Raw genomic sequence first — 13,604 nt, 5'->3', positions numbered from 1 at the left:
GCTCATGTCGCTCGCGTCGCTATGCCATGGCCTGATTGATGATGCCGAATGCGCGATACGGCGTATCCTGCTGACCGCTATGCGCTTCGGCAGGCGCATTGCGCACCATCTTCACGACCGAGTCGATGCGCGCCATGCCGAGCGCGAGCAGCCAGTCGTTGAGGCCGGTGCCGCCCGGCACGTCGATACGCACGAACTCGCCGGCGTGTTTCGCGAGCCAATGCGCGATCAGCGACTTCGCGCGCTGATCGTCGGGCGAAGGCGTCGCTGCGACAGGGCCGATTACATAACCGCGACCGAAACGGCGGAACAGCGAAAAGCCCACCAGCTCGCCGTCGCGTTCGAGCACGACGCCCTGCGCGACATCGAGCAGCGCGGGGATCGTCGCGCTGCGATCGAGCCCGCTCGCATGCGATGCCATTTCGATGACCTTCGGCACGTCGTCGCTTGTGAGCGGACGCAGCCGGTCACCCACTGGCGGCGTGACCGGCTGCACGTCGCCGATCGCGCCTTGATGCTGAGCGAGCGTGCCGCACTCGCGGAAGCCGAGCTTCTCGTAGAGCGGCTTGCCGGCGGCTGTCGCATGCAGGAACGTGATACGGTTGCCGAGCGCTTCGAGCACCAGCTCCATCAGCTTGCGGCCGATCCCGCGCCCCTGTTGTTCGGGCGACACGATCACGAGACCGAGCGTGCCGCGGTCAACGCCGAATTTCCAGTAGAGGGCGGTGCCGATCACTGCGCCGTCGTCTTCCGCGATGAAGCCGGCACCGGCATCGAACATGAAGCGCCAGTCTTCCGCGCGATGCGGCCACCGCACGGCAAGCGACAGCGCATGGGCGGCGGCGATGTCGTCGGACGTAAAGGCTCGATAGGTCGGGGTCTGCTTGACGAGTGGTTCGGACACGGAGCGCTCCTGTTGGCGGCCGATCGACCTATGCCGTGCGACAAGATCCACTGTTCGATTGTCGCGAGGCAGTTCGTAGGACGATCTTTTTGTCTCGAGACCGACCGGTGGACGGAAGTCAGCAGCAGTCGGCGTTCACTACAATGTCGCATTATTCAATATAATGAGCAAGATCGTCGAGCGTTCGTCGTGCCGGCGGCCGCGAAAACTTCGGTTCCCGCTGGACGAGCGCCGGCATGCAAGCGATCAGATGTGCGTGGAAGCGGAGGTCGGGACCGTCCGCGTCGTTTTGAACAGGAGTCATATGCAGCGAACACAGCTCAGCAAGAAGCGCGCGGCGGAACCGAGCCACGCCGATGTCGGCGCCCGCCTGCGGGCCTTGCGCGTCGCTCAGGGACTGTCGGTCAACGAGCTCGCGATGCGTGCCGGCGTGTCGGTCGGTACCGTGAGCCAGGTCGAGCGCAACAAGGCAAATCCGTCGGTGCGCATTCTCGAGCGGCTGCGGCAGGCGCTGGCCGTGCCGCTCGCGACGCTGCTCGAGGCGGACGACGCCATATCGGATCCCGTCACGGGCGACTTCGTGCGCAAGGCGGCCGAGCGGCCTATCTTCGAGGTCGGCAAGAACGGCATGCAGAAAGAACTGCTGTCGCCGCACGGCGAGCACGATCTGAAGATGATGATCATCTTGCTGCCGCCGGGCGCGGGCTCGGAAGAGGTTCTCATCGGTGTGGGTGAAAAAGCCGGCCTGGTGCTCGAAGGCACGGTGGTGCTCAACGTCGGCGATCGCCGCGCCGAGTTGCGGACCGGTGACAGTTTCCAGTTCAAGAGCACGGTGCCGCACAGTGTGCGCAATGAAAGCGGCAAGACGGCGCGCCTGCTGTGGATTATGAACACGCAGCCGCCGGTTGTTCATCTCTGATCCGTCTTACTCACCGGATCCGTTCCGCGTTGTCACTTTCATCCCTTCGATGACGCGCGCTCGTTCAGCGTAGTCGTTCACTCCAGCGCGTCCGCGCTGCATCTTTGTTCATCCGGTGCAGGCGCGGACCACGCCTTCAGCCACAGTCCGAACCTCCCGCACCATTGAACTCCGCTGCATTGCAGCGCCCCCCGTTCAAACCAGCGCGTGCGGCGCCAATGCTGCGTGTCGAACACTTCACACGATCGCTTGCCGACCGAGATGAACGGATCTCTTGCGCGCCGCACCACAAGTTTTTTCGAAGATTTATTTTTGACCACTAGGAATTCATTTCGCGTTCACTATAATGAAATCCGCTCGGTGCTCGTTCATTGCGGGAGTCGCAGCGCGATGAGCAGGCGCAACAACAACTGGTGGTGATGTGCCGGAGGAGACAGGCGATGTCGGCATCTCACTACATGCTTCGAAGTTACGCATAGGCTAAGCATGTCCACACCGTCACTCGATTTCGATCCGTCTACCGTCCCATTGCCGCAGGGACATTTCATTGGCGGTGCGTACCACTCGACCAATGAGGCGCAGATCGCCGTCTACCGTCCATCCGATGGTCAATTGCTCGGCTACGTTCCCGATGCTTCGGCTTCCACGGTCGACTATGCGGTGAGCAACGCGCTGCATGCGTGGAAGACGAGCAGCTGGGCGACGCAGTCGCCGCGCGAGCGCGCAAGGGTGCTCACGCGCTGGGCCGAACTGATCGAACGCAACAAGGTGAGTCTCGCCCAGCTCGAGACGGTGAGCTCGACGCGCCCGGTGGCCGAAGCGTACTCATTCGACGTGCCGTTCACGGCGGATGCGATCCGCTTCTTCGCCGAGCTTGCCGACAAGCTCGGCGGCGACGTCGCGGCGACGCGTCGCGACAGTCTGGGCTTCGTGACGGCCGAGCCTTACGGTGTCATCGGCGCGATTGCGCCGTGGAATTTCCCCCTGTCGACGTGCTCGTGGAAATGCGGGCCCGCGCTCGCGGCCGGCAACGCGGTCGTGCTGAAGCCGTCGGAAATGACGCCGTTCTCCACGCTGCGCCTGGCGGAGCTCGCGATCGAAGCCGGCATGCCGCCCGGCATCTTCAACGTCGTGAACGGCCACGGCGCGACGACCGGAGCGGCGATCACGCGCCACCCCGACGTTTCCAAGGTCAGCTTCACCGGTTCGACGCGTACCGGCGCCGCGATCATGAGCGACGCGGCGCTGCATGGAACGAAGCCGGTCACGCTGGAGCTCGGCGGTAAAAGCCCGCAACTGGTGTTCGAACGTCTGACGAACCTCGAGCACACGGCGCGTTGTATTGCTCGCGGCTTCACGACCAACGGCGGCCAGGTCTGTGTCGCCGGTACGCGGTTGATCGTGCACAAGCGCATCGCCGAGCCATTGCTCGACGCGGTGCAGCGTTTGCTGACACCGATTGCACCCGGGCCCCTGTGGCATAGCACGACGCGCTACTCGCCCCTCATCAGCCGCGGCCAGGCCAAGCGGATCGATTCGCTGATCGAAGAAAGCCGCGTGAGCGGCGCCGAAGTGATCTTCGGCGGTGGTTATTTCGAGGATACGGGCGACGGCTGTTTCCATCGGCCGACGCTGCTTGCCAACGTGACTGAAGCCACGCCCGCGGTGCGCGAGGAGTTGTTCGGCCCGGTGCTGACGGTGCAGACGTTCGAGGACGAGGAGGAGGGGATCGCGCTCGCGGGCCACCCGACGTACGGCCTGTGCGCGGGCGTCCATACGAGCGATATCGGTCAGGCACTGCGCGCGATGCGCCGTATCGCGGCAGGCACGATCTGGATCAACCGTTACGGCCGCAGCGGCGACATGATCATCCCGACCGGCGGATTCAAGCAGTCGGGTATCGGCAAGGATCTCGGGCGGCAGGCGCTGGAAGCCAGCATGCGTCACAAGAGCGTGCTGATCGACTTCGACGCGATGTAATCGCGCCGACGCGGAGAGAGGCAGCCCGATGCACCGCGCGCGGCGTTCACTGCAATGAGCGGCGCATCAGGAAGATGAAGGCCAACTTGAACCCGCAGCGGGTTCGCACGACGACAGGAATTTGACCATGATCGATTTCGAGCCGAAGTACATCACATTCGACTGCTATGGCACGCTGACGAACTTCCAGATGGCCCAGACGGCGCGTCAGCTTTACGGCGACAAGCTGGACCACGCGAAGATGGACGAATTCGTCGAGTTCTTCCGCGGCTACCGGCTCGATGAAGTGCTCGGCGCATGGAAGCCGTATCGCGACGTGGTCGTGAACTCGGTTCGCCGCACCTGTGAGCGCACGGGTGTGCCGTTCGACCTCGCGACCGCGGAGAAGATCTATGAAGCCGTGCCGACGTGGGGCCCGCATCCTGACGTGCCGGAGGGGCTCTCGCGCCTTGCGAAGAAGTACAAGCTCGTGATCCTGTCGAACGCGTCGAACGATCAGATTCAGAGCAATGTCGACAAGCTCGGCGCGCCGTTCCACAAGGTCTACACCGCGCAGCAGGCACAAGCGTACAAGCCGCTGCAAAAGGCGTTCGAATACATGTTCTCGCAGCTCGACTGCAATCCGGAAGACGTGCTGCATGTCTCGTCTAGCTTCCGCTATGACCTGATGACGGCCTACGACATGGGCATCAAGCACAAGGCGTTCGTCAACCGTGGTCATGAGCCGCTCAACCCGTATTACCACGTCAACGAGGTCAAGGGCATTCCGGAACTCGCGTCGCTGCTCGGCCTGTGATTCGCGCCGGACAGACCCGCTAAGCCGCCACTCGCGTGCCGCCAATCGACAGGGAACGCAACAGGACATCAGGATGAAGCTCGACTCGTACTGGCTCGATACGGCACCACGTTTCTCGCAGCCCGCGCAAGGACCGCTCGCGGGACGCGTCGACGTGGCGGTGGTCGGCGGCGGTTTCACCGGACTGTCGGCCGCGCTCGAGCTGGCCAAGCGCGGCAAGTCGGTGGTCGTGCTCGAGGCGGGGCGGCTGGCCGCGCAGGCGTCGGGCCGCAACGGCGGCCATTGCAATACCGGCGTTGCGCAAGACTACGCATCGCTCGCCGCGCGCATCGGCAACGAACGCGCATCGGAGTTCTATCGTGCCTATGCGGGCGCCGTGGAGACGGTCAAGTCGATCATCGTGGAAGAGCAGATCGACTGCGACCTGCGGCAAAGCGGCAAGATCAAGCTTGCGGCGAAGCCGCAGCATTTCGCGTCGCTCGCGAAGTCGTACGAAGTGCTCAAGCGAGAAGTCGATCCGGACGTCGAGCTCGTTCCACCCGAGCGCATTCGCGACGAGGTTGCCTCGGACGGCTTCTTCGGCGGTCTCGTGCAGCGCAATGGCATGCAGATGCACATGGGCAAATTCGGTGTCGGGCTCGGCGAAGCGGCCGCGCGGCGCGGTGCGCGGATCTTCGAGGAAACGCCCGTCACGGGTCTCAAGCCGCTCGGCGGCAACACGTTCGAGCTCGAGTGCGCGCGCGGCACGCTGCGTGCCGACCGTGTGCTGATCGCCACGGGCGCCTCGCAGGTCGGGCCGCTGCAGTGGTTCCGCCGCCGGCTCGCGCCGGTCGGCAGCTTCATCGTCGCGACGGAGCCGCTCGGCAAGGCGCGCCTCGACGCGCTGCTGCCGACGCGCCGCTCGTACGTGACCACCCGCCATATCGGCAACTATTTTCGTGCGACGCCGGACGAGCGCCTGCTGTTCGGCGGCCGCGCGCGCTTCGCGATGTCGAATCCGCGCTCGGACGAAAAGAGCGGCCGCGTTCTGCGCGAAGGCCTCGTGACGTATTTCCCGCAGCTTGCGGACGTCCGCATCGACTACTGCTGGGGCGGCCTCGTCGACATGACGATGGACCGCCTGCCGCGCGCGGGGCAGCACGAGGGCTTGTTCTATTCGATGGGCTATAGCGGCCACGGTGTGCAGATGTCCGTGCACATGGGCCGCGTGATGGCCGACGTGATGTTCGGCGCCGCCGCGCGTAACCCGTGGCGAACGCTCGAATGGCCGGCGATACCGGGCCATTTCGGGCGTGCCTGGTTCCTGCCGCTCGTCGGCGCGTATTACCGGTTGCAGGATGTGCTGCATTGAACGGTGTCACGAGCCGTACCGGGTAAACGGTACGGCCGAAAACACATTGAAGGTCAATCCCTGAGGAGATCCCATGTCGCGTTTCAGCTTTGAGTCCGCTTCCGCCGTCCGCCCGCACGCCGTTCAACGTTTCCTGGCCGGTGCCGGCGTCGCACTGTCGATGATGTTCGGCGCCGCCCACGCCGCCGATCAGCAAACGCTCACGGCGGGCTCGCCGCCGTCGAGCGCACCCACCACGTTCATGGACGTGAAGACGCAGAAGATCGAAGGTTTGATGCCCGACGTCGTGAAGGAAATCGGCAAGCGCGAAGGCTTCAACGTGTCGTACGACGCGGTGCCGTTTTCGGCGCTGATCCAGTCGGTCGTGTCGGGCAAGATCGACATCATCGTCGCCGGCATGACGCCGACGCCGAAGCGCGCCGAGGTCGTCGATTTCTCGCAGCCGGTCACCGCGTTCGGTGAAGGGATCATCGTCAAGGAGTCGAACAAGACCAATTACCGCTCGGTGCAGGATCTGAAAGGCTTGTCGGTCGGCGCGGGAACGGGTACGGACTACGGCGATCAACTCGTGAAGCTCGGCATCTTCAAGGAAGTCAAGATGTACGACAGTCCCGCGGACATGACGCGCGACGTCGCGCTCGGCCGCATCGCGGCGGGCTTCAACGACTACCCGATTCTGAAGGCGCAGGAAGCGGCGGGCGCGCTCGCCGGGACACGCGTGGACGACGACTACGTGCCGATGAAGAAGTTCGACATAGCCATCGCGGTGAAGAAGGGCAACAGCGAACTGCTCACGAAAATCAACGACGCGCTCACGAAAATGAAGGCGGATGGCTCGCTCGATGCGATCCTGAAAAAGTGGCACCTCGCCGGTTGATCGAGCCGACGAAACGACCGCAATGAGACCGCAACGAGCGATTGCAAAAGGCAAGACATGCGTTGGCACGATATAGTCGACTTTGTACCCATTCTGCTGCAGGGTGCGGTGATGAGTATCTTCATCACCCTCGGTTGCCTGCTGCTGAGCACGGCGCTCGGCCTCGTCTGGGCGTTGCTGAAGATGTCGCGCTACCCGAGGGTCGTGCGCGTGGTCAGCGCGATGATCAACGTCGTGCGCGGCCTGCCGATGATCGTGCTGCTGTTTTACATTTACTTCGTTCTGCCCGACGTTCATGTGCAGGTGTCGGCGCTCGAGGCAAGCATCATCGGCCTCGGCTTCGGCTACTCCACCTACGTCGCGGAGATCATCCGCTCGGGCATCGAGGCGGTCGATCCGGGGCAGTTCGAGGCGGCGCAGTCGATCGGCATGGGCCGCGTGAAAACGATGGTGCGCGTGATCCTGCCGCAGGCAATCAAGGTCGCTCTGCCACCGTACAGCAACACGCTCGTGATGATGCTGAAGGACTCGTCGCTCGCCTCGACGATCACAGTGGCGGAGATGACGCGCGAGGGCCAGCTGATCGCCGCGTCGACGTTCCAGAACATGACTGTCTACACGCTCGTCGCGCTCGGCTATCTGGCGATGAGCCTGCCGCTGATGAGCATGACGCGCTCGCTCGAGCGCCGATTCGGCCGGCACAGGGCGCGTTGAGGCCCGACGAGGATCCAATGAAGTCGAAGCGAGATTGAAATGATCGAAATCAGGGACGTGCACAAGAGCTTCGGCGCCGTGCCCGTGCTCAAGGGCATCACGCTCAGGATCGAGCAGGGCGAAGTGGTCTGCCTGATCGGCGCGTCGGGCTCGGGCAAGTCGACGCTCCTGCGCTGCATCAACGCGCTCGAGTCGTACGATTCGGGGGAGATCACGCTGTTGGAGCAGCGCGTCGAGCAGCGCTCGCGCCACATCAACCAGCTTCGCACGCAGGTCGGCATGGTCTTCCAGCGCTTCAACTTGTTCCCGCACCGCACGGCGCTGGAGAACGTGATGGAGGGGCCGGTGCACGTTAAGCGCGAACCGCGCGAGCAAGCGCGGCGCGAGGCGATCGAGCTGCTGCACAAGGTCGGGCTTGGGGAAAAGCTCGACGCCTATCCGCACCAACTGTCGGGCGGTCAGCAGCAGCGCGTCGCGATCGCGCGGTCGCTCGCGATGAAGCCGAAGGCGATTCTCTTCGACGAGCCGACTTCGGCGCTCGATCCGGAACTCGTCGGCGAAGTGTTGAGCGTCATGCGCACGCTCGCGCGCGAAGGCATGACGATGCTCGTGGTCACGCACGAAATGGGCTTCGCGCGTGAAGTGGCCGATCGTGTTTGCTTCCTGCACGCGGGCCTCATCATCGAGGAAGGCAGCGCGCAGCAGGTGCTCTGCTCGCCGCGCGAAGCACGCACGCGCGAGTTTCTGCGTCATGTGCTGACGAACCGCGTCGAAGCCCCACACGCGCCAAACGGCGCGACAGGAGCAGTGGCATGAACGGACGATTCGTGCGGCTCGGCGAAACCGGCCGCGAGAAAGTCAGGCTGACGATCGACGGCGCGCAGGTCGAAGCGCTCACCGGCGATACGCTGCTCACCGCAATGCTCTGCTCGGTGCGGCACGTGCGCCAGTCGGAGTTCGGCGATGAAAAGCGCGCGGGCTTTTGCCTGATGGGCGCATGTCAGGACTGCTGGGTCTGGACGCACGATGGCGAGCGGCTGCGCGCATGCACGACCGTCGTCGAAGCGGGCATGCGGATCGTGACGACTCAACCGGAGGCGCAATGGGTGAACCTCGTATCGTGATCGTCGGCGCGGGGCCGGCCGGCGTACGCTGTGCCGAAACGCTGCTCGCGGCGGGCGTTCGCCCGGTCGTCGTCGATGAGGGCCGCCGCGATGGCGGACAAATCTATCGGCGCCAGCCGGAGGGCTTCACGCGACCCTATGCGAAGCTGTACGGCACCGAGGCGTCGCGTGCCGAGAGCCTGCACGAGACGTTCGAGCGGCTGCGCGGACGGCTGGACTATCGGCCGCAGACGCTCGCATGGAACGTCGCGCAGGGCAAGCTGCATATCGTCAGAGAGGGCCATGCGAGCAGGCTGCCGTACGATGCGCTGATCCTGTGCCCCGGCGCGACCGATCGGTTGATGCCCGTGAAGGGTTGGCAGTTGGCCGGGACCTACAGCCTCGGCGCCGCGCAGATCGCGCTCAAATCGCAGGCCTGCGCGATCGGCCGCCGTGTCGTCTTCATGGGTACCGGGCCGCTGCTCTATCTCGTCGCGAACCAATATGTTCAGGCGGGCGCTGAAGTGGCGGCCGTGCTCGATACGTCGAAGACGAGCGCGCGGCTGCGTGCGTTGCCGAAACTGCTCGCGCGCTTCGACGTCCTGCGCAAGGGCAGTGCGCTCGTCTCGTCGCTCAAGCGTTCGGGCGTGATGATCGCGAACGGCATCGAGCCGGTAGAAATCGTCGGCGATCCGACCGACGGCGTGCGGGGCGTGCGCTATCGCGCCGCGAACGGTAACCTAGTAGAGCAGATCGATTGCGATGCCGTCGGTCTCGGCTATCACCTGCGTTCCGAGACACAGCTCGCCGACCTCGCGCGCTGCGCGTTTCGCTTCGACGCCACGACGCGCCAATGGGTACCGCGGATCGACGAACTCGGCCGCGCCAGCGAAAAGGGCGTCTATATCGCGGGCGACGGCGCGCGCGTGCTGGGCGCGGACGGCGCGGAGATCGCGGGGCGGCTCGCCGCCTATGCGGCGCTGATCGACCTCGGCCACGAGGTTCCGGCCGCGACGCTCGAGACACTCAAGCGCGAACAGCGCAAAATGGACCGTTTCCGGCTCGGTCTCGTCGAGGCGTTCGCATGGCCCGTCGAGCAGGCCGCGCGGCTCAGTGACGACACGGTCGTCTGCCGTTGCGAGGGCATCACGGCGGGCGAGCTGCGCCGCGTCGTGCGCGAGGAGGGCGCGCAGGAAGCGAACCGCGCGAAGGCGTTCAGCCGGGTCGGAATGGGGCGCTGTCAGGGCCGCTACTGCGGCCATGCCGGCGCCGAGATCATCGCGGCCGCGGCGAACGTGCCGCTCGAACAAGTGGGGCGACTGCGCGGGCAGGCGCCCGTCAAGCCGCTCTCGATCGCGACCGTGGAGGACGCCGAATGAATACTCATCGCGCGCAAGCCGATGTCCTGATCGTGGGCGGCGGCTTCATGGGCGCCGCGACCGCCTTTTTCCTGAGAAAGCGGGGCCGGTCGGTGATCCTGCTCGAACGGCAGCTCGTCGGACAGCAGGCGAGCGGCACGAACTTCGGCAACGTGCGCCGGCAGGGGCGCTTTTTGCCGCAGCTACCGCTCGCGAACCGCTCGCGCGAAATCTGGGGACGTCTGCCCGAGCTGATTCAGCACGATGCCGAGTTCCTGATGTCGGGCCACGTGCGGGTCTGCTACCGCGAGGAACAGGCCGACCAGTTCGAGGCGTATGCGAAGGAAGCGGCGCACTACGGCCTGAAACTCGACCTCATGCGCGGCGACGCGCTTCATCAGCGCTTTCCGTTCCTCGGGCCCGAAGTACTCGCCGGTTCGTACTCGCAGATGGACGGCCACGCCAATCCGCGGCTCGCGGCGCCCGCGTTCGGCCGGGCCGCGGCTCGGCTCGGCGCACGGATCGTCGAGAACTGCGACGTCGTGACGGTCGAGAAGGAGGGCAATGAATTTCGCGCGACGAGCGCGGACGGCCGCACGTTCCATGCTCCGGTCCTATTGATCACCGCGGGCGCGTGGGGGAACCTGCTCTCGCAGCAGTTCGGCGAGCCGGTGCCGATCGCCGTGAACGGTCCGCAAATGTGCGTGACCGAGCCCGTGCCGTACGCGCTCCAGCCGGTCGTCGGCGTGTCGTCGCCGCACATGGAGGAAATCGTCTACTTCCGCCAGGTCACGCGCGGCAACATCGTGATCGGCGGTTGCGCGCGTGCGCCGGCATTTCTCGACGAACGCCGCGCGAAGGTGCTGCCGCAGAACACGCTGCTGCAGTTCCGCCAGGCGCAGCGCGTCGCGCCGATGCTGCGCAAGCTCAACATCATTCGCGTATGGAGCGGTGTGGAGGGCTACATGCCCGACGATCGGCCGATCATGGGCGCGAGCGGCACGACGAGCGGCCTCTTTTACGCGTTCGGTTTCTGCGGGCACGGCTTCCAGCTCGGGCCGGGCGTCGGCGACACGATGGCCGAGCTCATCGATACGGGCGCGACCAGCACGCCGATCGAGCCGTTCGACATCCGCCGCTTCGCGACGGGCGCCGCCGCCGCGCATGGCGACGCGGCGGGCCACTCGGCTACGCGGGCCGCGTGAGCGTTGCGCGCGCGATTACTGATGCTGCCGTGAGAACAGCGACTCGAGCGGATACTCGGTCTTGACGAACGGCGTCTTGATGATCACGTAGCTGAAATACTTCTCGATGCCGATGTCGCGCTCGAGCAGCCCTTCGATCACACTTTGATAGTGGTTGACGCTGCGGGTGACGAACTTCAGCAGGTAGTCGTAGCCGCCGCTCGCCAGATGGCATTCCACGATCTCGTCGACGGGGCGGATCGCCGCCTCGAACTTCGCGAAGTCTTCGCGGCGATGGTCGGCGAGCGTGACCTCGGTGAAGACGATCTGCACGTCGCCGAGCTTCTGCAGCTGAATATGCGCGCCGTAGCCGACGATATAGCCGGCCTTCTCGAGCCGCTTCACGCGGATCAGGCAGGGGCTCGGCGAGAGCCCCACGGCGTCGGCCAGCTCGACGTTGGTGATGCGGCCTCTCTTCTGGAGTTGCGAAAGAATACGCAGGTCGATTCGGTCCAGTTTCGTGTCACCGCTCATCGTCATCTATCGGTCTGCCTGTCGAAGGATTCGCTTCGCACCGCACGTCGTGTCGAGCAGACCGATGTTATCACGCGCCCAAGCGCGTCCAGCGCCCGCCGGGTCAGGCCGCCGCGCGGCTCGCGGAGCGCAGCGCCGCCCGCACTTCCGCTTCGTCGAGCACTTCGTCGAGCGTGCGCTCGAGACGCGCGAAGAGTTCGTCGAAGTCCGCCTCGGTATAGCAGAGCGCCGGCGCGAAACCGAGAATGTTGTCGCCGAACGCGCGGAATATGAGGCGGTTGCGATAAGCGGCCGCCGCGATGCGCTCGGGCAATTTCAGCGAGGCATCGAAGCGTGCGCGCGAATCCTTGTCGGCCACGAGCTCCAACGCGCCGAGCAGCCCGCGGTGCCGCGAGTCGCCAACGAGCGGATGTTCGAGCAGACCGTCGAGCCCGGCCGCGAAGCGCGGCGCCTGTGCCTGGCCGTTCGCGAGCAGACCCCCTTCGTGATAGAGGTGCAGCACTTCGAGCGCGATCGCGGCGCTGACCGGATGTGCGGAGTAGGTCTGGCCGTGACCGACGACCGCGGTGTCGCGCGCGTCGCCGGCAATGCCCTGGTAGATCTCGTCGGATATCAGCACGGCACCCATCGGGGCATACCCTGAGGTCAGCCCCTTCGCGACCGTCATCAGGTCCGGCTCCACGCCTTCCGCCTCACACGCGAAGAGCGGGCCCGTGCGGCCGAAGCCCGTGATCACCTCGTCGGCGACGAACAGGATGCCAAGGCGTCGGCACGCGTCGCGCATCGCTTTGAGCCAGCCGGCCGGCGGCACGATGACGCCGCCCGAGCCCTGGATAGGCTCGCAGAAAAACGCGGCAACGTTGTCGGCGCCCAGTGCCGCGACCTTCGACTCGAGCGCCGCGACCGATGCCGCGATGAGCGCTTGCGGATCGTCGCCGTTCGCCTGGCGGTACGCGTACGGCGACGGCAGATGATGCTGATGCGGCAGCGGCAAGTCGAAGTGGCGATGGAACGCGGGCAACGCGGTGAGCCCGGAGCCGACCGACGAGGAGCCGTGATAACCGCGCTCCAGCGCAATCATCTGTTTTTTGGACGGGCGGCCCGTCGCGTTGAAGTAATGCGTGATGAACCGGACAGCCGAGTCGATCGCGTCCGAGCCGCCGAGCGTGAAATAGACGCGCCGCAGCGAAGCGGGCGCGAGCGAGACGAGCTTCTCCGCGAGCTCGATCGCGGGCTCCGACGAAAAATGAAAATAGGTGGTTGCGTAGGGCAGCTTCGTCATCTGCCGCGTCGCTGCATCGACGATGCTTTGCTGGCCGTAGCCGACATTGACGCACCAGAGGCCCGCGAATGCATCGAGCAACTCGTTGCCGTCGACGTCGCGTAGGTAAGCGCCGTGGCCCGACTCGAGCACGGTGGCGCCGCGCGCTTCGTGCGCGCGATAGTTGATGACCGGGTGAATGAGGTGCTTGCGGTCGGCGTCGATGAGCGATGAACTGGACATGATGGGATTTCCCCCGTTATGAGGTGGCACTGGACTGCTCGATGGTAGCGAGAGAGGTGTGCGCACCGCTTTGCCAAAAAATCCCCGAAAGAGTGCGCGCGTCGCGTTTTGCATCCGGTTGGCAGCATTTTCTGCTGCGGCCGCTTAATAGCGGGGCGGGACGCGGGCGCCGAAGTCCAAGAGGCGGTCGCGCCCAGCGGGCCGGGCGCGAAGCGCGCGGAGGACGACGCCCGAAACGGTATGGCGGCGGCCAGTGGGTCGCGTGCGGGTAAGGGTCAACGCGAGGTATGGCAAAACATGCTGCAAAGGCTACCCAAAACCGTCATTTCGAATGGTCGGACCCAGCGATATGCGACATCTGCCATTTTTTGCGGTGCTTA

13 protein-coding genes are annotated in these 13,604 nt (G+C 65.1%); 10 read left to right on the top strand and 3 right to left on the bottom strand.

Going from position 1 to position 13,604, the window contains the following annotated elements:
* Nucleotides 1-19 precede the first annotated feature (19 nt).
* On the bottom strand, nucleotides 20-904 hold the full coding sequence (locus AB4Y31_RS16145) for a GNAT family N-acetyltransferase (RefSeq protein WP_368674774.1): 885 nt from the start codon (nucleotides 902-904) through the stop codon (nucleotides 20-22).
* 304 nt (nucleotides 905-1,208) lie between these two features.
* Between AB4Y31_RS16145 and AB4Y31_RS16140 the strand changes: the two genes are divergently transcribed.
* From AB4Y31_RS16140 to AB4Y31_RS16095, 10 genes are all read left to right on the top strand, one after another.
* Nucleotides 1,209-1,823 (top strand): cupin domain-containing protein, encoded by a 615-nt coding sequence (locus AB4Y31_RS16140; RefSeq protein WP_020565961.1) that lies wholly within the window; start codon nucleotides 1,209-1,211, stop codon nucleotides 1,821-1,823.
* Nucleotides 1,824-2,309: 486 nt separating this feature from the next.
* Nucleotides 2,310-3,803 carry an aldehyde dehydrogenase gene (locus AB4Y31_RS16135; RefSeq protein WP_368674773.1) on the top strand — a complete coding sequence of 498 codons (1,494 nt, stop codon included), beginning with the start codon at nucleotides 2,310-2,312 and terminating at the stop codon, nucleotides 3,801-3,803.
* Nucleotides 3,804-3,930: 127 nt separating this feature from the next.
* A complete protein-coding gene (locus tag AB4Y31_RS16130) occupies nucleotides 3,931-4,599 on the top strand; it encodes a haloacid dehalogenase type II (protein ID WP_368674772.1) in 669 nt (222 codons plus the stop codon).
* Nucleotides 4,600-4,672: 73 nt separating this feature from the next.
* On the top strand, nucleotides 4,673-5,950 hold the full coding sequence (locus AB4Y31_RS16125; protein ID WP_368674771.1) for an NAD(P)/FAD-dependent oxidoreductase: 1,278 nt from the start codon (nucleotides 4,673-4,675) through the stop codon (nucleotides 5,948-5,950).
* 73 nt (nucleotides 5,951-6,023) lie between these two features.
* Nucleotides 6,024-6,827 carry an ABC transporter substrate-binding protein gene (locus tag AB4Y31_RS16120; protein ID WP_368674770.1) on the top strand — a complete coding sequence of 268 codons (804 nt, stop codon included), beginning with the start codon at nucleotides 6,024-6,026 and terminating at the stop codon, nucleotides 6,825-6,827.
* A gap of 57 nt (nucleotides 6,828-6,884) precedes the next feature.
* Complete coding sequence (locus AB4Y31_RS16115) at nucleotides 6,885-7,541, top strand: amino acid ABC transporter permease (protein ID WP_018438591.1); 657 nt, start codon at nucleotides 6,885-6,887, stop codon at nucleotides 7,539-7,541.
* Nucleotides 7,542-7,580: 39 nt separating this feature from the next.
* Nucleotides 7,581-8,357, top strand: a complete 777-nt coding sequence (locus AB4Y31_RS16110; RefSeq protein ID WP_368674769.1) for an amino acid ABC transporter ATP-binding protein — start codon at nucleotides 7,581-7,583, stop codon at nucleotides 8,355-8,357.
* Nucleotides 8,354-8,665, top strand: coding sequence for a (2Fe-2S)-binding protein (locus tag AB4Y31_RS16105; RefSeq protein WP_368674768.1), 312 nt, complete (start codon nucleotides 8,354-8,356; stop codon nucleotides 8,663-8,665). The genes AB4Y31_RS16110 and AB4Y31_RS16105 overlap by 4 nt, the downstream gene beginning before the upstream one ends.
* The gene (locus AB4Y31_RS16100; RefSeq protein ID WP_368674767.1) at nucleotides 8,644-10,023 is read left to right on the top strand and encodes an FAD-dependent oxidoreductase; all 1,380 of its coding nucleotides are present in this window, start codon (nucleotides 8,644-8,646) and stop codon (nucleotides 10,021-10,023) included. Before AB4Y31_RS16105 ends, AB4Y31_RS16100 begins: the two co-directional genes overlap by 22 nt.
* Nucleotides 10,020-11,207: an NAD(P)/FAD-dependent oxidoreductase gene (locus tag AB4Y31_RS16095; protein WP_368674766.1), complete on the top strand. Its 1,188-nt coding sequence runs from the start codon at nucleotides 10,020-10,022 to the stop codon at nucleotides 11,205-11,207. The genes AB4Y31_RS16100 and AB4Y31_RS16095 overlap by 4 nt, the downstream gene beginning before the upstream one ends.
* A gap of 15 nt (nucleotides 11,208-11,222) precedes the next feature.
* On the opposite strand, the gene AB4Y31_RS16090 is transcribed toward AB4Y31_RS16095, so the two are convergent.
* Together AB4Y31_RS16090 and AB4Y31_RS16085 are read right to left on the bottom strand one after the other, a co-directional pair.
* Nucleotides 11,223-11,720 carry an Lrp/AsnC family transcriptional regulator gene (locus tag AB4Y31_RS16090; protein ID WP_026229281.1) on the bottom strand — a complete coding sequence of 166 codons (498 nt, stop codon included), beginning with the start codon at nucleotides 11,718-11,720 and terminating at the stop codon, nucleotides 11,223-11,225.
* A gap of 103 nt (nucleotides 11,721-11,823) precedes the next feature.
* Nucleotides 11,824-13,224 (bottom strand): aspartate aminotransferase family protein, encoded by a 1,401-nt coding sequence (locus tag AB4Y31_RS16085; protein WP_368674765.1) that lies wholly within the window; start codon nucleotides 13,222-13,224, stop codon nucleotides 11,824-11,826.
* Nucleotides 13,225-13,604 lie beyond the last annotated feature (380 nt).

This window comes from Trinickia sp. EG282A, from assembly GCF_040965455.1.
Taxonomy (GTDB): Bacteria; Pseudomonadota; Gammaproteobacteria; order Burkholderiales; family Burkholderiaceae; genus Trinickia; species Trinickia symbiotica.
Note: the sequence above shows the minus strand (reverse complement) of the source record. Positions and strands in the feature narration are given on the sequence as shown.